Below are 18,395 nucleotides of genomic sequence, written 5' to 3'. Positions count from 1 at the left end.
CATTGTATATCAAAAATTCATCTCGAAATTCTTCGTTCAGAAGATTCCGAGAGTACATTTTATAATCTCTTACAAACATCCACGCCTTTTATACATAACAAAATTTCACCAGAAACTCTGAAAATCAACGCTTGACCTAATTGTATCATATAGACTGAAAAAAAGCCATGCACCGAAGTACATGGCTTTTTATATTTATAAGTACAATATTACTGTATAACTACAGCAATATTTATCTTCCGACAAATCAGATATTAATCACTGATAAATCCTCTATAATGACGAACTAACATCTGTGACTCTACCTGTTTCAATGTCTCAAGTACAACACCTACGATAATGATAAGTGATGTTCCACCGAATGATACATTTGCACCGAATGCACCTGAGAAGAAAATAGGTACTATTGCTACAAATGATAATCCTACTGCACCGATGAAAATGATGCTGTTAAGGATTTTTGTAAGATAATCAGTCGTTGGTTTACCAGGTCTGATTCCAGGAATGAAACCACCCTGTTTTTTCATATTCATTGCAATCTCCTGTGGATTGAATGTTATTGAAGTATAGAAGTATGCAAAGAATATAAGCAATACTATATATACAACAAGACCAAGTGTATATTTGAACTCGCCAAGGCTGTCAAAATTACACCATGAATTCTGATTTAACACTTTCAATATCTTCTGCCCCAATGAAGCACCATCTCCTGATGCCGGCTGGATACCTGCAAATCCCGCAATAACGATTGGCATTGAGAAAAGTGAGCCTGCAAAGATTACAGGAATAACACCTGCTGTGTTTACTTTAAGTGGAATATGTGATGACTGTCCACCGACAAGTTTTCTTCCCTGTGTCTTCTTTGAATACTGTACGCTTATTCTTCTCTCACCATCTGAAAGAACGATAATAAATACTACCATTCCAAGTAATACTGCAATAATAACTATTGCTGCCAATAAACCATTTGTTACTGTAGTTGCACCCTTTATAAACTTCTCGTAGAGATTTGCCATATCATTTGGCAATCTTGAAACGATATTATATAAAAGGATAATAGATATACCGTTTCCTACACCCTTTTCAGTAATCTGCTCACCTAACCACATTAAGAAAGCAGAACCTGCTGTCAATGATACAATGATGACTGAAACTGATGTGAACGTAATCTTATCGTCAGTAAGGTATCCGCTGTTACCAAAGCCAATAGCCATGGCAGCACTTTCCATTACTGAAAGTCCGATTGTCACATATCTTGTATATTCTGTGAGTTTCTTTCTTCCCTCCTCACCATCTTTGTGAAGTTCCTCTAAACGAGGAATAGCGATCGTGAGAAGCTGAATAATAATTGATGCTGTAATGTATGGTGTAATGTTCAACGCAAAGATTGACATTGATTCAAATGAACCACCTGTCAACTGATTGAAGAAATCGAGTGACTTCTGTGAGTTGAACATTTCCCTGATTGCCTCATACTTAACTCCCGGAACTGGAAGCTGTGAACCAATACGGACAACTATCAAAGTAAAGAAAGTATAGAGAAGCTTCTTTCTTAAATCTTTGATCTTAAATGCATTACGGACTGTTTCAAACATCCTTAGATCACCTCAGCTTTTCCACCAAGAGCCTCAATCTTCTCAACAGCACTCTTGCTGAATGCGTTTACCTGTACTGTAAGCTTCTTAGTTAATTCTCCATTTCCAAGTATCTTAACGCCATCCTTAGGGTTGCTGATGATACCTTTTTCAAGTAATGCTTCAACTGTTACTACATCACCGTCTGTAAATTTTTCTAATTTGTCAACATTAATAGCAACGATTTCCTTAGAGTTAATGTTTGTGAAACCTCTCTTTGGAATACGTCTGTAAAGTGGCATCTGTCCACCTTCAAAACCAGGACGTGGAGCACCAGAACGAGCCTTCTGACCTTTATGACCCTTACCTGCTGTCTTTCCGTTTCCTGAACCATGACCACGACCACGTCTGAAGTTGTCGCTCTGTTTTGAACCTGCTGCTGGACTTAATTCTGATAAATTCATTGTTTAACCTCCTAAAACTGGGCTGTACCTCTCACAGCCACACAAATCACTAACGGGCAACTGCAAAATGCTCACTGTTTAAAAAAGCTGTTCTTGCTTTTTATAGCGGCAAACTTCGCAATTTTAGAAAAAAGCTGTTTTTGCTTTTTTCTAATGCCAAGCGTAGCTTGGCTATGCCCTCGCTACAATTCAATATTCTACCATAAACAATACCTGTTTGTACAGTAGAATTTTAATAAAAATAACGCCGCAGGGGGACTCATGAGCTATCATAATAACTCTCCCCTTACCGCGTTTCTTTATTCACGAATCTATATTAGATCTCTTCTACCTTAACAAGGTGTCTTACGTGCCAGATCATTCCTCTAACTGCTTCGTTGTCAGGCAGCTCAACTGTCTTGTTTACTTTCTTTAAGCCTAATGCTTCAACAGTTGCACGCTGTTTTGGAATGGCACCGATTGTAGATTTTACTAATGTAACCTTTAACTTATCTGCCATAATAGCCTCCATTCAGTTTAAACAATTAGCCTAAAAGTTCCTCCAATGAGATACCACGAGCCTTTGCTACATCTTCAGGTCTCTTAAGGTTGCTAAGACCATTTACTGCTGCAAGTACTACGTTCTGCTTGTTGTTAGAACCAAGAGACTTTGTACGGATGTTTTTGTAACCTGCAAGCTCAAGTACGGCACGGGCTGGACCACCTGCGATGATACCAGTACCTTCTGGAGCTCTCTTAATAAGTACGGATGCACTACCAAACTTACCTGTTAAGTCATGTGGTACGCTGCCGTTCTCGTCGATAGGAACTTCAACAAGTTTCTTGATGGCATCTTCTTTTCCTTTACGGATAGCTTCAGGAATTTCTGTTGCTTTTCCAAGACCAACACCAACATGTCCGTTCTTATCGCCAACTACTACTAATGCAGTAAATTTCATGTTACGTCCACCTTTAACTACTTTGGTAACACGCTTGATTGTTACTACATTATCTTCCAGCTCTAACTGGCTGGCATCAATAATTGTACGTTTCATGAGTTTTCCTCCTAAATCAATTCACGAATCCCAACCAATATTAGAATTCTAATCCTGCTTCTCTTGCTGCTTCAGCTAAAGCCTTAACCTTACCCTGATATATGAAACCGCCTCTATCAAAGACAACAGTTGTAATACCTTTATCTAATGCTCTCTTTGCGATTACTTCGCCAAGTTTAGTAGCTGCTTCAACATTGTTAGTTTTCTCTAAACCTTCTTTAACATCTTTCTGTAAAGTTGAAGCTGATACCAAAGTATTACCAACAGTATCATCGATAATCTGAGCGTACATATGATTGTTGCTTCTAAATACAGCTAAACGTGGTCTCTCGGCTGTGCCTGAGAAACGATTACGAACCTTCATGTGTTTCTTCACACGAACTTCACTTCTTGACTGCTTTTTAATCATCGTATATTCACTCCTTTTTTATTTTTTACCTGTCTTACCAACTTTACGTCTGATAACTTCATCAGAGTACTTAATACCCTTACCCTTATAAGGTTCTGGAGCTCTCTTCTCTCTGATTTCAGCAGCGTACTGGCCGACTTTTTCCTTATCGATACCTTTAACGATAATCTTGTTCTGTCCTTCAACGATTACTTCAAGACCTTCTGGATCTTCCATCTCAACAGGATGAGAATATCCAAGAGAAAGTGTAAGTTTCTTTCCCTGTTTCTGAGCTCTGTAACCAACACCGTTTACTTCGAGCTCTTTCTGATATCCCTCTGTAACACCTACAACCATGTTGTAGATAAGAGTTCTAGTAAGACCATGTAAAGATTTCATCTTCTTAAGATCGTTTGGACGATTTACGATAACTTCCTCGCCCTCTTTCTTGATTTCCATCTCTGCAGGTAAAACTCTCTCAAGAGTTCCCTTTGGTCCTTTTACAGTCACTTTATTATTTTCTGCAATATCAACAGTTACGCCTGATGGTATCGCGATAGGCATTCTTCCGATACGTGACATATGCCGCACCTCCATATTTTCTTTCGGTTTATATTAAGACAAGACCTGCATTGTCCGGATTACCAAACAAATGCAAGAACCTCGCCGCCAACATTTTCTTTTCTAGCTTCCTTATCTGTCATAACGCCCTTGTTTGTAGAAATGATTGCAATACCAAGTCCACCAAGTACTTTAGGAAGTTCATCTTTTCCGGCATAAACACGAAGACCTGGTTTAGAAATTCTCTTGATTCCTGTAATAATCTTCTCGTTCTTGTTTGCACCGTATTTTAATGTGATATGGATCATCTTGATTCCATCAACATCTATCATTTCAAAATCCTTAATGTAACCTTCTTTTTTGAGGATTTCAGCGATAGAAACCTTCATCTTTGAGCCAGGTACATCTACTGTATCATGCTTTGCAGTGTTTGCATTACGGATTCTTGTAAGCATATCTGCAATAGGATCGCTCGTCATCATCTTAGTTTACCTCCTTACCAGCTTGCTTTCTTCACGCCTGGAATCTGTCCTTTATAAGCTAACTCACGGAAGCAGATTCTGCAAATTCCGTATTTTCTTAAATAAGCATGTGGACGACCACAAATTCTACAACGGCTATACTCTCTTGTAGAGAATTTAGCTTTGCGCTGCTGCTTAACTTTCATAGAAGTCTTAGCCATGAAATTACCTCCTTATTTCTTGAAAGGCATACCGAACTGTGTTAATAATTCACGAGCCTCTTCATCAGTTTCAGCGGTAGTAACAAATATAATGTCCATACCTCTTACTTTGTCTACTTTGTCATACTCGATTTCAGGGAAGATTAACTGTTCCTTGATTCCAAGTGCATAGTTACCTCTACCATCAAATGCATTAGGGTTTACACCTCTAAAGTCACGTACACGAGGTAATGCTAAATTTACAAGACGATCTAAGAACTCATACATCTTGTCGCCACGGAGTGTAACCTTACATCCGATAGGCATGCCTTCTCTGATCTTGAAGTTGGCAACAGAGTTTTTAGCCTTTGTTGTAACAACTTTCTGTCCGGCGATGATTTCAAGTTCAGCTACTGCTGCATCTAAAACTTTTGAATTTTCTTTTGCTTCACCAATACCCATATTGATAACGATCTTTGCGAGCTTTGGTACCTGCATAACATTTTTATAACCGAATTTGTCGGTCATTCCTTTAACGATCTCATTCTGATAAGTCTCTTTTAAACGAGTCAAAGCTAACTGCCTCCTTTCTGAAATTAGTCGATTACTTCACCAGTTGCTTTTGCATAACGAACCTTCTTGCCATCTTCAATCTTGAATCCGACACGTGAAGCTTTTCCATTGCTAACATACATAACATTTGATACATCGATTGCTGCATCCTGCTGTACGATACCACCCTGTGGATTTGCCTGGCTTGGTTTAGTATGTTTTGTAACCTGGTTGATGCCCTCAACAACGACTTTACCATTCTTTACAGAACTTACTTTACCTTCTCTGCCTTTATCTTTACCAGCGATAACTCTTACTGTATCGCCCTTTTTAATCTTGCTAGTTGCCATTTTGTGTGACACCTCCTTATAACACTTCTGGTGCTAATGAAACGATTTTCATGAACTGTTTGTCTCTTAATTCTCTAGCGACTGGTCCAAAGATACGAGTTCCTCTTGGTGTCTTGTCATCTTTGATGATTACTGCTGCGTTCTCATCAAATCTGATGTAAGAACCATCAGGACGGCGAGTACTATTTACTGTACGAACAACAACGGCCTTAACAACATCACCTTTTTTTACAACACCGCCTGGTGTTGCATCTTTGACAGAAGCAACGATGACATCACCGATGTTGGCATATCTTCTGGTTGAACCACCCATAACTCTGATACAAAGAAGTTCTTTAGCACCTGTATTATCAGCTACTTTAAGTCTTGATTCCTGCTGTACCATGTTTACCTCCATTTTCTGCCGCATAATGCGGTTATCAATCACGAATATATATTAACTTGTCTTACATACTCTATATATAATATTGATGAATTATTTAGCTCTCTCAATAACTTCAACAAGTCTCCATCTCTTATCCTTTGATAAAGGTCTTGTCTCCATTACTCTGACTCTATCACCAATCTTGCATGTATTTTCTTCATCATGAGCCTTTAATTTGTAAGTTCTCTTGATGATCTTGTTGTAAAGTGGATGTTTTACGTTATCTACGATTGCAACAACAATTGTCTTATCCATCTTATCGCTTACTACTTTACCTACACGAGTCTTTCTAAGATTTCTCTCCACGATCGTGTCCTCCTTTCAAAGTTGATTGCGTTCAACATGTTAATTGAGATAACAATGCAAATTAATTCTGTGCTGCGAGCACTGTCTTAATTCTGGCAATATTTCTCTTAACCTCTTTGATTCTGCTTGTATTGTCTAACTGATTTGTTGCGTTCTGGAATCTTAAGTTAAAAAGTTCCTTCTTTGCAGCGTCTAAATCAGCGTTTAATTCTTCAACAGATTTACTTCTTAATTCCTCTAAAAACTGCTTACTCTTCACTGCCCGCACCTCCTTCTAAGTCTGCACGAGATACGATCTTACACTTAACAGGTAATTTGTGTGTTGCAAGACGTAAAGCTTCTCTGGCTACTTCTTCAGATACACCTGAAATTTCAAACATTACACGACCAGGTTTAACTACTGCTACCCAATATTCAAGAGCACCTTTACCTTTACCCATTCGAGTTTCGGCTGGAGTCTTTGTTACCGGCTTGTCTGGGAAAATCTTAATCCAAACTTTACCACCACGCTTGATGTAACGTGTCATAGCAATACGGGCTGCCTCGATCTGATTTGATTTGATCCAAGCTGGCTCCATTGCTACAATACCGAAATCACCATTTGTGATTTTATTTCCTCTGAGCGCTTTTCCTGTCATTCTACCACGGAACTGCTTACGATGTTTAACTCTCTTAGGCATTAACATTATTTATCGCTCCATTCCTTTTTGGCATTGTTCTTTGTTGGAAGTACTTCACCATTGTAGATCCATACCTTAACACCAACTTTACCATAAGTTGTGTCAGCCTCTGCGAAACCATAATCAATATCAGCACGCAAAGTCTGAAGTGGAATAGTACCTTCGCTGTAGAACTCTGTACGAGCCATATCAGCTCCACCAAGACGTCCTGAAACAGATGCCTTGATACCCTTTGCACCAGTCTTTAATGTTCTACCCATTGCAGACTTCATTGCACGACGGAAAGAAACACGGTTCTCTAACTGTGCAGCAATGTTCTCAGCTACTAACTGAGCATGTTTGTCAGGGTTCTTAACATCCATAATCTTGATGTCAAGTGCTGTCTTTCTTGCGATAACTTTTGCAAGCTCTTTCTTTAATTTCTCTATTTCCTCGCCGCCCTTACCGATTACGAAACCAGGCTTAGCTGTATGAATAATAACTCTAACTTTGTCAGTAGGTCTTTCAATCTCAATTTTTGAAATTCCGGCGCTGTATAATTTCTTCTTTACAAACTCTCTAATCTTGTAATCTTCTACAAGATAATCTGCAAAATTCTCCTCTGCAAACCAATTAGAATCCCAGTCACTGATAACGCCGACTCTTAAACCATGAGGATTAACTTTCTGTCCCATTATATTCTCCTTTCATAGACCAGATGCAATTATTAACGCTCGTTAAGAATAATTGTAATATGGCTCATTCTCTTTTCGATGCGGTAAGCTCTACCCTGAGCTCTTGGTCTGATTCTCTTCATTGTCGGTCCTTTATTTGCGAAACACTCTTCAATGTATAAATCAGCAGGATTCATTCCATTGTTGTTTTCAGCATTTGCAACTGCAGACTGTAATAATTTTAAAATGATGCTTGAAGCATATCTTGGGTTGTATGTTAAAATACCGATTGCTGTCTCTACATCTTTGCCTCTGATGGCATCTAACACATAACATGCCTTCTGTACTGATACTCTAGCGTATGATAATTTTGCTGAAGGTCTAGTGTCTTTCTGGTTTTCATTTCTCTCTCTCTTAATTTGAGATCTATGTCCCTTTGCCATTTGATGAAGCCTCCTTTCAAGTTCTGTGAAATTGCTACGGTGGCCTATGCCACGCATAGCATCATCAATTTATATATTATCTCTTCTTTTCGTCTTTACCATGACCTCTGTAAGTTCTTGTAGAAACGAACTCGCCGAGTTTGTGTCCAACCATATCCTCTGTAACATAAACAGGTACATGCTTTCTTCCATCATGTACTGCGAATGTCAAACCTACGAATGATGGGTAAATAGTGGAACGACGAGACCATGTCTTAATAACCTGCTTGTCACCTGATGCTACCTGAGCATCTACCTTCTTAAGAAGGCTGGCATCAGCAAAAGGTCCTTTTTTTAATGAACGTGCCATTGTATCCTCCATTCTGCCGGTATAATGATCACCGGCTAATCCAATTCAACTCATGTGGCTGCCTTTAGATAATAATTATTTAGCTAAGGCTTTACCATCTCTTCTTCTAACAATCATCTTATTTGACTTGTTGTTCTTCTTACGTGTCTTAAGACCAAGAGCAGGTTTACCCCAAGGAGTACATGGACCCGGACGTCCGACACTAGTCTTACCTTCACCACCACCGTGTGGATGATCATTAGGGTTCATAACAGAACCACGAACTGTAGGTCTGATACCCATGTTACGTTTACGTCCTGCTTTACCGATATTTACAAGTGCATGCTCACCGTTTCCGATAACACCGATTGTTGCACGAGCACCGATAGGTACCATTCTCATTTCGCCTGAAGGAAGTCTGAGTGTTGCATATTTTCCTTCTTTAGCCATAAGCTGTGCACTGTTTCCTGCTGCACGTACAAGCTGTCCACCCTTACCAGGCATAAGCTCGATGTTGTGAATCTGTGTACCTACTGGAATATTCTCAAGTGGGAGACAGTTTCCAACTGCGATCTCAGCTTCAGCACCGTTCATAACTTTCTGTCCAACCTTAAGTCCTTCTGGAGCAAGGATATAAGCCTTCTGTCCATCAGCATATGCGATAAGTGCAATGTTTGCTGTTCTGTTTGGATCATACTCGATACTCTTTACTGTTGCTGGAACACCATCTTTATTTCTCTTAAAATCAATGATTCTGTATTTTCTCTTTGAACCGCCACCGCGATGTCTTACAGTAATCTTACCCTGAGCATTACGACCAGCGTTCTTCTTCAATGACACTGTGAGTGACTTCTCAGGTGCAGCCGTTGAAAGCTCTGTTCTGTCAACAACTGTCATGTGTCTTCTAGAAGGTGTATATGGGTTAAATGATTTAATTCCCATGACATTTTCTCCTTTCAATACTCATTATAAAATGATCCGCGCGATAGGTTTTCCACGCGTTATTTCCGACCTCTGGATGCATCATCCAATCCTTAAGGCTGTATTTTACAGACCTTCAAAGATTTCGATGTCCTTGCTATCCTCTGTCAACTTAACAATAGCTTTCTTAGACTTAGCTGTCTTTCCAACTGTTCTTCCACGACGGCGTGTCTTTCCATCTAAGTTCATTGTGTTGACTTTAGCAACCTTTGTTCCCTCAAAAAGCTTCTCAACAGCTTCTTTGATCTGAGCCTTAGTTGCTTCTGTGTGTACAGCGAAAGTGTACTTCTTATCTTCCATAGCTGTCATAGATTTCTCTGTGATGATAGGCTTCTGAATGATATCATAATACTTTAAATCTGCCATTATGCGTACACCTCCTCAATTTTAGCTACAGCACTCTTTGTAAGAATAACTGTCTCATATTTCATAATGTCGTATACATTGATTGCATTTACAGGAATAGTTCTTACTCCTTCAATGTTTCTTGCTGAAACAGCAACATTTGCATTATCCTCACCATCAAGGATTACAAGTGCTTTGTTTACTTTTAATGCATCAAGTACAGCAACCATTTTCTTTGTCTTGATCTCATCAAATTTAAGAGAATCTAATACGAAGAATTTATCCTCGTTTACTCTTGTTGTCAAAGCAGACTTGATTGCTCCTGCTTTCTCTTTCTTGTTCATCTTGAAAGAGTAATCTCTAGGAGTTGGAGCGAAAACGATTCCGCCGCCTGTCCACTGTGGAGCTCTTGTAGAACCCTGTCTTGCATGACCTGTTCCCTTCTGTCTCCAAGGCTTTCTTCCACCGCCTCTGACCTCTGAACGAGTCTTAGCTTTCTGTGTGCCCTGACGTTTATTTGCAAGCTGTAAAACAACAGCCATATGCATTAAATGTTCATTAACTTTTGCAGCGAATACGTTGTCATTTAAATCCATCTTGCCAACTTCGCTACCTTCCATATTATAAACAGATACGTTAGCCATCTGTGTTTTCCTCCTTTCTAAAAGAATTATTTAGAAGCTTTAACGCTTTCCTTTAATACTACACAAGCTTTCTTAGGTCCAGGAACAGCTCCCTTAACTAAGATTAAGTTCTGCTCTGCGTCTACTCTTACGATCTCAAGGTTCTGGATAGTAACTTTTACTGAACCCATCTGACCAGGCATCTTCTTACCCTTGAATACACGGCTTGGATCTGAACAAGCTCCGTTTGAACCTGCATGTCTGTGGAACTTAGAACCATGTCCCATAGGTCCTCTGTGGAGACCATGTCTCTTGATTGCACCCTGGAATCCTTTACCTTTTGAAGTTCCTGTTGCATCAATCTTGTCGCCTGCTTCAAAGATATCAGCCTTGATTTCCTGACCGAGTGTGTACTCTTCAGCGTTCTCAAACTTGAATTCTTTCAGATATCTCTTTCCAGAAACACCAGCTTTTGCAAAATGTCCCTGTAATGGCTTATTAACACCATGACTTCTCTTGATTTCTTTTTTACCTGCGGCATCTTTTGTGATAACCTTGTCTTTCTTATCAACAAAACCTACCTGAACTGCACTGTATCCATCATTGTCAACTGTCTTTACCTGTGTTACATAGCAAGGACCAGCCTGAAGTACAGTGACTGGAGTTAAAACTCCGTTTTCGTTAAAGATCTGTGTCATACCGACCTTTGTAGCTAAAATAGCTTTCTTCATTGTTTTGCACCTCCTGTTAATCTACAGCGGATTTCAAATCTTCCTAATATAGGTTTGAAATCATCCTAGACGGTCTATAATGTGCAAGTTCGTAAACCAAAAACTCGAACCGCATATTACGCGATTTATATATAAACCCTAAGGACTTACTCATTTTTAAAAGGGAATTGTTTCTATAATTATATTAAGAAATCATTTCCCACGGAGAACTTTTCTCCGCCCTGAGAATTCTCAGAATTATTTTTCTTTCATTTTAAGATTGACTGCTACGCCAGAAGGAATATCCATCTTTGTAAGAGCTTCGATAGTCTTCTGTGTAGGAGCGATAACATCAATCAGTCTCTTGTGAGTTCTCTGCTCAAACTGTTCTCTGGAATCTTTATACTTATGAACAGCACGAAGAATTGTAACTACTTCCTTCTTTGTTGGAAGAGGTACAGGACCACTAACCTTTGCCCCGTTTTTCTTCAATGTCTCAATAATCTTTCCAGCAGCATGATCGATCTGATTGTGGTCATACGCTTTAAGTGTAATTCTCATTACATTTGTTGCCATAAAAAAAGCCGCCTCCTTTTCGCACTTTTGCAGACATACTGATCTGGCTTCTTGCCAAGTCTGCTAATTTCAGCGGAACAAGTGGTGACTGTACACTTATCCGGGTGTTTCCTGCTATGGTTTACAAATTAAGCCGCAGAAATCCCGCCTTATCTAAATATGTTTCTAATATTACATATAAGATATCAAATTGTTGTACAGTGACTTGTCGCCAGTTTCCTAACTTGACATTCGCTCCACGGAAAACCTGCCATCAAGGCAGCAACCTCACGCTTCATCGCTATCAATGTCACAGCAGTTGCTAGTATACACTGTTTCGCTTACTTTTGCAAGACTTTTTTTGTTTTTTTACTTGTTTTTTTGTTTTTCTCCAAAATGCACAAAAAGCACCGTTTTTTCACGATGCTTTTAGCTATTTTCACATTTATTAATTATTCGTTGTACTGGTATATTGTATCATTGATACAGTACACTAGTCCTCTATGTCATTTCCTTCGCTTTCCTTAACAGCTTCCTCATACTTTTCAAGTATCTGTCTCTGAAGCTTATCACGCATCTCCGAACTTATTGGATGAGCTATGTCACGATACTCTCCATCTCCTGAACGTCTGCTTGGCATCGCAATAAACAACCCCTTCTCACCTTCGATAACTTTTATGTCATGAACGACAAATATATCATCGAATGTAACTGATACAACTGCCTTCATCTTTCCTTCTTTTGTAATCTTACGCACTCTTATATCTGTTATCTGCACAACCTAACCCCCTTTTGTTTTTTCCTCTATCACCACAACACACCATGACAAAATGCCATGATGTGTTGAAGCTTTAGATATTAACTTTTTATTTAAAATTTAATACTTAAATTTTTAATGCTTAAAATTTTTCTGCTTATTATAGCGCATATCTTTCGTTCTTTTCGACAACAATCTTAATCTGTCCGTTTTCACCAACATAATTTGTATTAGCTCTGATAGTATCTCTACTCTCAACTATACAGTTTTCAATGTGAGTATTGTCTCCTATATATACATCATTTAATATGATAGAATTTTTAATCGTGCAATTATTTCCAATATATACTTTCTTAAATAAGATAGAATTCTCTACCGAACCATTTATTATACAACCGCTTGAAACAAGACTGTTCTTTACATTTGAACCAAGGTTATACTTAACTGGCGGAAGATCTTCCACCTTTGAATATATGTCAGGATACTGTCTGAAGAAATAATCCCTTACATCTCTTTTAAGGAAGTCCATATTTGTATTATAATATGAATCAACTGATGCAATGTTGCTCCAATATGTATCCATCTTATATGCATATATTTTCTTGATGTTCTTATATCTTATAAGGATATCAGTAACAAAGTCATGTCTTTCTTCCTCAGCAGCCTTTTCAATAAGTTCTATGAGCTGGCGTCTTCTTATTACATATATTCCTGTCGAAACCTGATGTCCATCTGTCGTAATCGGTTTTTCCTCAAAATCGGTAACTCTTCCATCGGCATCTGTCTTTATGACACCAAATCTGCTTGGATCATCCCTCTCATCAACTGTAGATGTGACAATAGTAACATCTGCCTTCTTAGCAATATGGTACTCAAGCACTTTTGCATAATCCATTTTATATACACCGTCTCCTGATGCTATAACTACATATGGCTCATGGCTTGATTTAAGGAAATCAAGATTCTGTGCAATGGCATCTGCTGTTCCTCTATACCAATAGCTGTTGCTCGGCGTAGTAGTCGGCGTAAATACATACAGACCACCCTGCTTACGTCCAAAATCCCACCATTTTGATGAATTCAGATGTTCATTAAGCGATTTTGCATTATACTGTGTAAATACTGCTACTTTCTGAATATGTGAATTGCTCATATTACTGAGAACGAAGTCAATACTCCTGAATCCGCCGGCTATAGGCATAGCTGCCACTGCCCTTTTATTTGATAATTCTTTCATTCTGCTGCTGTTTCCTCCAGCAAGCACGATTCCTATTGCTCTCATACCTTGTCACCTGCCTTAATCAAAGTTTCACCACTGTCAAGTAATCCGTTTGGATAATCACTAAGCTCAGTCTTTCCAGATATTGCCGTATTCTTTCCTATACTAACTCCATCAGGAACCACACTATCTTCACCTATAGTAACAAGCCCGAATGAATATACATCCGGTTTAACCTTATTTGGCTTCTCATCACCAACTCCAAGTTTGCAATTCTTTCCTATCTTTACATTTTCAGCAATGATAGACTTGTCTATAACTGTTCCTTCGTCTATATACGAAGAACTCATGATTATCGAATCACGCACAACTGCACCAGGGGCAATATAAACACCAGAGCCAATAACTGAATTGCTGACCTCACCATATATCTCTGATGCCTCACCTATAATAGACCTGTCAATAGAAGCTTCATCCGAGATAAACTGTGGCGGAATCTTGTCGCTCTTAGTATATATCTTCCAATATTCCTCATAAAGATTAAATACAGGGATAAGATCTGTAAGCTCCATATTTGCTTCCCAATAAGCACCAAGCGTTCCTACATCTTTCCAATAACCATTGTACTCATATGCGAAAATACGTTTTCCCTGCTCATGACAGTAAGGAATAATATGCTTTCCAAAGTCACATGCCGGCTGATCTTTAAGTTTTATAAGTGCATCTTTTAACACTGGCCATGAGAATATGTAAATACCCATCGAAGCAAGATTGCTTCTTGGATGCTCAGGTTTTTCCTCAAATTCCCGAATTCTTCCATTATCATCTGTTATAACTACACCAAATCTGCTTGCTTCCTCAATAGGAACAGGTATTGTAGCGAGTGTTACATCTGCTTTATTTGCCTTATGGAAATCAAGCATAACTTCATAATCCATCTTATATATGTGGTCACCACCAAGAATGAGAACATAGTCAGGATTATAATACTCCATATATCTTAAGTTCTGGTATATGGCATTTGCCGTACCTGTATACCATTCACTGCTTGCACTCTTCTCATAAGGCGGCAGTATAGACACACCACCTACATTTCTATCCAAATCCCACGGAATACCTATTCCGATATGTGTGTTCAGCCTGAGCGGCTGGTACTGTGTAAGAACACCTACTGTATCTACTCCTGAATTGATACAGTTGCTAAGTGGGAAATCAATAATTCTGTACTTTCCTCCAAATGACACTGCTGGTTTTGCAACATCAGCTGTAAGAACACCAAGACGTGAGCCTTGTCCACCTGCTAATAACATAGCTATCATTTCTTTCTTAATCACACTATCACCCCTTTTATGTTTTTTCGTTTGAAATTATTCAATTCATATATATACAATCACATACGCCTGTCCGACCTAAGAATAAAATATGATCATCTGAGAATTTTTGGATAGTATATCAATCCCTTTACTATTACCATAAATATTCTACGCAAATACTATAATGAATCTGTATTTTCATGTGACAATATAGTATATTCATCTAATGTGCTTTTTATTATATCACAAGATGAACAAAATGTGAACAAATACTACAAAATTTTCACATAAATTTTTGTTATTTTTGACAATTTTTCCCTTCTTACATAATTTTGTAAACTATTTTACACATAATCATTAAAAAAATATGCTACAAACTAAAAAAACAAAAAATAAAATAGAATTTATTTACTTTTATTATTTTCGTTACAATTTTTTTATATTTTTGTTACATTTTCATTTTACAATTGTATTTTTTCAACCAATGTTTATAATATAATGAGTAATAATTTATTAAAACAGATAGGACGGTGGCGTTATGTACCAAATAAATCTTAATAATCCATGCAAAGTATTTTTTATTGGCATCGGAGGTATAAGTATGAGCGGTTTTGCTCAGCTTCTTCATGAAAACGGTTTCAATGTCTGTGGTTCAGATATAAAAGAAAGTAAGATCACCAAACATCTCGAAAGCATAGGCGTTAATATTATATATGGTCAGAAATCACAAAATATCACTGATGATATTGATTTCGTAGTTTATACAGCAGCAATCCATCCTGACAATCCAGAATTTGTTCAGGCAAAAAAACTTAACATTCCTATGATGGAAAGAGCTGAAATGGTTGGGCAGGTTATGAAAAATTATCAAAATGCCATCAGCATTTCAGGAACACACGGTAAAACTACTACCACTTCAATGTTGTCACAGATTTTTCTTGCAGCAAAAAAAGATCCTACAATATCCGTAGGAGGCATCCTTGATTCCATCGGCGGAAACATCCGTATAGGCCATTCAGAAAATTTCATCACGGAAGCATGCGAATACACAAACAGCTTTCTAAAATTCCATCCTACCGCCGGTATTATTTTAAATATTGATGCTGACCACCTTGATTTTTTCAAAGATATAGATGACATAAGACACTCTTTCAGAAAATTTGCTGAACTAATCCCTGAAAACGGTGTCCTCATAATAAACAAACACATTGACAGGTTAAACGAGATAATCGACAGACTTCCATGTAAAGTCATAACTTTCGGACTTGACCAGGATGCGGATTACTCCGCATCAGACATTTCTTTTGATGAAAAGGGACACGGCTGCTATACTCTTGTCAGAAATGGTCAAAAAACAGATATGCAGGTAAAACTCAATGTTGTCGGAAAACACAACATTTCAAATTCACTTGCAGCGATTGCTTTGTCAGAATATTATCAAATAGACGAGACTTCTATTTTAAATGGTCTTTCTGATTTTGTCGGAACTGAACGTCGTTTTGAACTCAAAGGAACATTTAACGGTGTAACTGTTATTGATGACTATGCACATCATCCTACAGAAATTACAGCTACTCTCACCGCTGCACAGAAATATCCACACAAGCACCTGTGGTGTGTATTCCAGCCACATACATACAGCAGAACAAGAGCACTTCTAAAAGAATTTGCAGAAGCACTTTCAAATGCTGAAAATATTGTTCTTGCTGATATATATGCTGCAAGAGAGCAGGATCCAGGCGATATTTCATCCAAAACACTTCAGGACGAACTTGCAAAACTCGGAAAAAAAGCCTATTATTTCCCATCTTTTGAGGAAATTGAAAAATTTTTACAGGAAAAATGTACTGACGGTGATTTGTTGATAACTATGGGGGCCGGAAATGTTGTAACCATAGGCGAATCACTCATTGAAAAATAGTTATCCACATTATCCACAATTGATTGTTGATAATTCTTCACAATTGATTGTGGATATTTTTATTCATCAAATTATATACAAACAGGCTGTTTTAAGCCATTTCAGAATTTTATCAACACTTTCAACATTATCCACATTTTTTTAATGCACATTATCGTTTTATATCAATGACTTGAAACATTTTTAAAACATGCTAAAATACATTTACGGTGGACTTAACAGACACACAAAATGCTAAAAACAGACAGATACAGAGAAATGAGGATCATAAATGGATAATATTTTATCATGTACCGGATATATTCAACCAAATACTGTGATAAGTAATGCTTTTATCGAACATTTTATGCTTGATGCAAATGGCAGTTATGTGAAAATATATTTATATCTTTCAGAATATGTTCAATCCGGCAGAAACGATATTTCCATAACATTTCTTGCAGATAAAATGGACAGCACAGAAAGAGATATCGCACGAGCCTTACAGCATTGGGAAAAAAAAGGACTTATCGGCATAACCCCTGATGAAGTTACAGGGCAGATTTCCTCTATTCAAATGTTTAGTCCCGATGATGTATACGCATCTTCTAAATCAAATTCATATATGGAAGATACGGCTGTTGATGTCGCAGGTACACCACAGATTCCATTTACATCTGAAAAAGGAAAAAATGAGTCGGTTTCTATTTCTCCTGAACTCAGGAAAAATCTGGCTGAAAACAAAGATTTTCAATGGGTATGCCAAGTTGTTGAATCTTTTCTTGAACGCCCTTTTAAGCCAAACGAAATAGAACTTATATCATACCTTTACGGTACATTACACTTTTCATCTGAATTGCTGCTTCATCTATATGAATACTGTATTTCTCTCGGAAAGAGCAATTCAAATTATATACAGGCAGTTGCACTCTCATGGCACGAACAAGGTGTAAAGACCCCTGAAGACGCCAAAAGAGTTACTACTGATTATAATACAGCATATACAGCTATATCAAAGGCTTTTGGGCTAGGCAGACCTCTTGCAATTATAGAAAAACAGTTTGTTGAGCGTTGGCAGAAAGAATGGATGATAGATTTAAGCGTCATAATCGAAGCTTGTAACAGAACCATGCTTAAAATACAAAAAGCTGATTTCAAATATACAGAAGGTATTCTTGACAATTGGCATAAATCCGGTATAAAAACATTACTTGATGTTGAAAAAGCTGATGAGATATATGCCAGGCGCAAAGCCGAAAAAAATACAGCCAAAAATAACAATAACCAAAATAGTTATAGATACAACGCAAATACCAACAGCAGTAACGGCTATGTGAAGAAAAATCAATTTAATACATTCAGACAGAGAGATACTTCTCATGCCGAAATAAGCGAACTTGAAAGAAAACTGCTTAACAGATAACACACTTATATCTGTTACTGCCATTTTATGTACTCTCGAAATCTTCTGAATGAAGAATTTCGAGATGAATTTTTGATATACAATGACATTTTTGCAGTGCGTACACGGTGTGTACGACGAGAAAATGGAAGCAGTATATCGGAAATCCAGC

At 37.9% G+C, this 18,395-nt stretch carries 27 protein-coding genes; 2 read left to right on the top strand and 25 right to left on the bottom strand.

Features of this window, described 5'->3' with window-relative positions; translation table 11 throughout:
* Positions 1-254 precede the first annotated feature (254 nt).
* The 25 genes from secY to KQI69_RS03930 all read right to left on the bottom strand — a co-directional run bounded on the left by secY (position 255) and on the right by KQI69_RS03930 (position 14,942).
* Complete coding sequence (gene secY, locus KQI69_RS04050) at positions 255-1,595, bottom strand: preprotein translocase subunit SecY (RefSeq protein WP_216564017.1); 1,341 nt, start codon at positions 1,593-1,595, stop codon at positions 255-257.
* Between the two features lie 2 nt (positions 1,596-1,597).
* Positions 1,598-2,038, bottom strand: a complete 441-nt coding sequence (rplO, locus tag KQI69_RS04045) for a 50S ribosomal protein L15 (RefSeq protein WP_216564016.1) — start codon at positions 2,036-2,038, stop codon at positions 1,598-1,600.
* Positions 2,039-2,354: 316 nt separating this feature from the next.
* Positions 2,355-2,537, bottom strand: a complete 183-nt coding sequence (gene rpmD / locus KQI69_RS04040) for a 50S ribosomal protein L30 (protein WP_022014876.1) — start codon at positions 2,535-2,537, stop codon at positions 2,355-2,357.
* Between the two features lie 25 nt (positions 2,538-2,562).
* Positions 2,563-3,072: a 30S ribosomal protein S5 gene (gene rpsE, locus KQI69_RS04035; protein WP_022014875.1), complete on the bottom strand. Its 510-nt coding sequence runs from the start codon at positions 3,070-3,072 to the stop codon at positions 2,563-2,565.
* A 40-nt stretch (positions 3,073-3,112) separates the two neighbouring features.
* Positions 3,113-3,481: a 50S ribosomal protein L18 gene (rplR, locus tag KQI69_RS04030; protein WP_216564014.1), complete on the bottom strand. Its 369-nt coding sequence runs from the start codon at positions 3,479-3,481 to the stop codon at positions 3,113-3,115.
* 18 nt (positions 3,482-3,499) lie between these two features.
* Positions 3,500-4,042, bottom strand: coding sequence for a 50S ribosomal protein L6 (rplF, locus tag KQI69_RS04025; RefSeq protein ID WP_022224482.1), 543 nt, complete (start codon positions 4,040-4,042; stop codon positions 3,500-3,502).
* Between the two features lie 59 nt (positions 4,043-4,101).
* Positions 4,102-4,503: a 30S ribosomal protein S8 gene (rpsH, locus tag KQI69_RS04020; protein WP_022014872.1), complete on the bottom strand. Its 402-nt coding sequence runs from the start codon at positions 4,501-4,503 to the stop codon at positions 4,102-4,104.
* A gap of 14 nt (positions 4,504-4,517) precedes the next feature.
* Positions 4,518-4,703 (bottom strand): type Z 30S ribosomal protein S14, encoded by a 186-nt coding sequence (locus KQI69_RS04015; protein WP_022014871.1) that lies wholly within the window; start codon positions 4,701-4,703, stop codon positions 4,518-4,520.
* 12 nt (positions 4,704-4,715) lie between these two features.
* Positions 4,716-5,255, bottom strand: a complete 540-nt coding sequence (rplE, locus tag KQI69_RS04010) for a 50S ribosomal protein L5 (RefSeq protein ID WP_022014870.1) — start codon at positions 5,253-5,255, stop codon at positions 4,716-4,718.
* A 23-nt stretch (positions 5,256-5,278) separates the two neighbouring features.
* The gene (rplX, locus tag KQI69_RS04005) at positions 5,279-5,584 is read right to left on the bottom strand and encodes a 50S ribosomal protein L24 (protein ID WP_216564013.1); all 306 of its coding nucleotides are present in this window, start codon (positions 5,582-5,584) and stop codon (positions 5,279-5,281) included.
* Between the two features lie 16 nt (positions 5,585-5,600).
* Positions 5,601-5,969, bottom strand: coding sequence for a 50S ribosomal protein L14 (rplN, locus tag KQI69_RS04000; protein WP_022014868.1), 369 nt, complete (start codon positions 5,967-5,969; stop codon positions 5,601-5,603).
* Between the two features lie 90 nt (positions 5,970-6,059).
* Positions 6,060-6,317 carry a 30S ribosomal protein S17 gene (gene rpsQ / locus KQI69_RS03995; protein WP_216564019.1) on the bottom strand — a complete coding sequence of 86 codons (258 nt, stop codon included), beginning with the start codon at positions 6,315-6,317 and terminating at the stop codon, positions 6,060-6,062.
* Between the two features lie 58 nt (positions 6,318-6,375).
* Positions 6,376-6,573 (bottom strand): 50S ribosomal protein L29, encoded by a 198-nt coding sequence (gene rpmC, locus KQI69_RS03990; RefSeq protein ID WP_216564012.1) that lies wholly within the window; start codon positions 6,571-6,573, stop codon positions 6,376-6,378.
* Positions 6,563-7,000, bottom strand: a complete 438-nt coding sequence (rplP, locus tag KQI69_RS03985; RefSeq protein ID WP_022014865.1) for a 50S ribosomal protein L16 — start codon at positions 6,998-7,000, stop codon at positions 6,563-6,565. The genes rpmC and rplP overlap by 11 nt, the downstream gene beginning before the upstream one ends.
* Positions 7,000-7,668, bottom strand: a complete 669-nt coding sequence (gene rpsC, locus KQI69_RS03980) for a 30S ribosomal protein S3 (protein WP_216564010.1) — start codon at positions 7,666-7,668, stop codon at positions 7,000-7,002. Before rpsC ends, rplP begins: the two co-directional genes overlap by 1 nt.
* Before the next feature lie 32 nt (positions 7,669-7,700).
* Positions 7,701-8,090, bottom strand: coding sequence for a 50S ribosomal protein L22 (gene rplV / locus KQI69_RS03975; RefSeq protein WP_022014863.1), 390 nt, complete (start codon positions 8,088-8,090; stop codon positions 7,701-7,703).
* Positions 8,091-8,166: 76 nt separating this feature from the next.
* Positions 8,167-8,439 (bottom strand): 30S ribosomal protein S19, encoded by a 273-nt coding sequence (gene rpsS, locus KQI69_RS03970; RefSeq protein WP_022014862.1) that lies wholly within the window; start codon positions 8,437-8,439, stop codon positions 8,167-8,169.
* A gap of 75 nt (positions 8,440-8,514) precedes the next feature.
* Positions 8,515-9,360 carry a 50S ribosomal protein L2 gene (gene rplB, locus KQI69_RS03965; RefSeq protein WP_216564009.1) on the bottom strand — a complete coding sequence of 282 codons (846 nt, stop codon included), beginning with the start codon at positions 9,358-9,360 and terminating at the stop codon, positions 8,515-8,517.
* A gap of 105 nt (positions 9,361-9,465) precedes the next feature.
* Entirely contained in the window at positions 9,466-9,765 is a 300-nt protein-coding gene (rplW, locus tag KQI69_RS03960; protein ID WP_216564007.1) for a 50S ribosomal protein L23, read from the bottom strand.
* Positions 9,765-10,388 (bottom strand): 50S ribosomal protein L4, encoded by a 624-nt coding sequence (rplD, locus tag KQI69_RS03955; protein ID WP_216564005.1) that lies wholly within the window; start codon positions 10,386-10,388, stop codon positions 9,765-9,767. The genes rplW and rplD overlap by 1 nt, the downstream gene beginning before the upstream one ends.
* Positions 10,389-10,414: 26 nt before the next feature.
* A complete protein-coding gene (gene rplC, locus KQI69_RS03950; RefSeq protein WP_216564003.1) occupies positions 10,415-11,098 on the bottom strand; it encodes a 50S ribosomal protein L3 in 684 nt (227 codons plus the stop codon).
* Positions 11,099-11,335: 237 nt separating this feature from the next.
* Positions 11,336-11,653, bottom strand: coding sequence for a 30S ribosomal protein S10 (gene rpsJ, locus KQI69_RS03945; RefSeq protein WP_022014857.1), 318 nt, complete (start codon positions 11,651-11,653; stop codon positions 11,336-11,338).
* Between the two features lie 472 nt (positions 11,654-12,125).
* Positions 12,126-12,410: a septation regulator SpoVG gene (gene spoVG / locus KQI69_RS03940; protein ID WP_216564001.1), complete on the bottom strand. Its 285-nt coding sequence runs from the start codon at positions 12,408-12,410 to the stop codon at positions 12,126-12,128.
* Between the two features lie 139 nt (positions 12,411-12,549).
* Complete coding sequence (gene glgD, locus KQI69_RS03935; protein WP_216563999.1) at positions 12,550-13,671, bottom strand: glucose-1-phosphate adenylyltransferase subunit GlgD; 1,122 nt, start codon at positions 13,669-13,671, stop codon at positions 12,550-12,552.
* Positions 13,668-14,942, bottom strand: a complete 1,275-nt coding sequence (locus tag KQI69_RS03930; RefSeq protein ID WP_216563997.1) for a glucose-1-phosphate adenylyltransferase — start codon at positions 14,940-14,942, stop codon at positions 13,668-13,670. The genes glgD and KQI69_RS03930 overlap by 4 nt, the downstream gene beginning before the upstream one ends.
* Before the next feature lie 517 nt (positions 14,943-15,459).
* On the opposite strand from KQI69_RS03930, the gene murC reads away from it, so the two are divergent.
* Both murC and KQI69_RS03920 read left to right on the top strand, forming a co-directional pair.
* On the top strand, positions 15,460-16,842 hold the full coding sequence (murC, locus tag KQI69_RS03925; RefSeq protein ID WP_216563996.1) for a UDP-N-acetylmuramate--L-alanine ligase: 1,383 nt from the start codon (positions 15,460-15,462) through the stop codon (positions 16,840-16,842).
* Between the two features lie 271 nt (positions 16,843-17,113).
* Positions 17,114-18,244, top strand: coding sequence for a DnaD domain protein (locus KQI69_RS03920; protein WP_216563994.1), 1,131 nt, complete (start codon positions 17,114-17,116; stop codon positions 18,242-18,244).
* Positions 18,245-18,395: the final 151 nt, after the last annotated feature.

Origin of the sequence: Eubacterium sp. MSJ-13, assembly GCF_018918235.1 — a bacterium.
GTDB lineage: Bacteria > Bacillota > Clostridia > Lachnospirales > Lachnospiraceae > Butyribacter.
Note: the sequence above shows the minus strand (reverse complement) of the source record. Positions and strands in the feature narration are given on the sequence as shown.

Bases quoted from the DNA above. Each gene is read 5' to 3' on its own strand.
- secY (WP_216564017.1), bottom strand. From the start codon at position 1,595: ATGTTTGAAACAGTCCGTAATGCATTTAAGATCAAAGATTTAAGAAAG.
- rplO (WP_216564016.1), bottom strand. From the start codon at position 2,038: ATGAATTTATCAGAATTAAGTCCAGCAGCAGGTTCAAAACAGAGCGAC.
- rpmD (WP_022014876.1), bottom strand. From the start codon at position 2,537: ATGGCAGATAAGTTAAAGGTTACATTAGTAAAATCTACAATCGGTGCC.
- rpsE (WP_022014875.1), bottom strand. From the start codon at position 3,072: ATGAAACGTACAATTATTGATGCCAGCCAGTTAGAGCTGGAAGATAAT.
- rplR (WP_216564014.1), bottom strand. From the start codon at position 3,481: ATGATTAAAAAGCAGTCAAGAAGTGAAGTTCGTGTGAAGAAACACATG.
- rplF (WP_022224482.1), bottom strand. From the start codon at position 4,042: ATGTCACGTATCGGAAGAATGCCTATCGCGATACCATCAGGCGTAACT.
- rpsH (WP_022014872.1), bottom strand. From the start codon at position 4,503: ATGATGACGAGCGATCCTATTGCAGATATGCTTACAAGAATCCGTAAT.
- KQI69_RS04015 (WP_022014871.1), bottom strand. From the start codon at position 4,703: ATGGCTAAGACTTCTATGAAAGTTAAGCAGCAGCGCAAAGCTAAATTC.
- rplX (WP_216564013.1), bottom strand. From the start codon at position 5,584: ATGGCAACTAGCAAGATTAAAAAGGGCGATACAGTAAGAGTTATCGCT.
- rplN (WP_022014868.1), bottom strand. From the start codon at position 5,969: ATGGTACAGCAGGAATCAAGACTTAAAGTAGCTGATAATACAGGTGCT.
- rplP (WP_022014865.1), bottom strand. From the start codon at position 7,000: ATGTTAATGCCTAAGAGAGTTAAACATCGTAAGCAGTTCCGTGGTAGA.
- rpsC (WP_216564010.1), bottom strand. From the start codon at position 7,668: ATGGGACAGAAAGTTAATCCTCATGGTTTAAGAGTCGGCGTTATCAGT.
- rplV (WP_022014863.1), bottom strand. From the start codon at position 8,090: ATGGCAAAGGGACATAGATCTCAAATTAAGAGAGAGAGAAATGAAAAC.
- rpsS (WP_022014862.1), bottom strand. From the start codon at position 8,439: ATGGCACGTTCATTAAAAAAAGGACCTTTTGCTGATGCCAGCCTTCTT.
- rplB (WP_216564009.1), bottom strand. From the start codon at position 9,360: ATGGGAATTAAATCATTTAACCCATATACACCTTCTAGAAGACACATG.
- rplW (WP_216564007.1), bottom strand. From the start codon at position 9,765: ATGGCAGATTTAAAGTATTATGATATCATTCAGAAGCCTATCATCACA.
- rplD (WP_216564005.1), bottom strand. From the start codon at position 10,388: ATGGCTAACGTATCTGTTTATAATATGGAAGGTAGCGAAGTTGGCAAG.
- rplC (WP_216564003.1), bottom strand. From the start codon at position 11,098: ATGAAGAAAGCTATTTTAGCTACAAAGGTCGGTATGACACAGATCTTT.
- rpsJ (WP_022014857.1), bottom strand. From the start codon at position 11,653: ATGGCAACAAATGTAATGAGAATTACACTTAAAGCGTATGACCACAAT.
- glgD (WP_216563999.1), bottom strand. From the start codon at position 13,671: ATGAGAGCAATAGGAATCGTGCTTGCTGGAGGAAACAGCAGCAGAATG.
- murC (WP_216563996.1), top strand. From the start codon at position 15,460: ATGTACCAAATAAATCTTAATAATCCATGCAAAGTATTTTTTATTGGC.
- KQI69_RS03920 (WP_216563994.1), top strand. From the start codon at position 17,114: ATGGATAATATTTTATCATGTACCGGATATATTCAACCAAATACTGTG.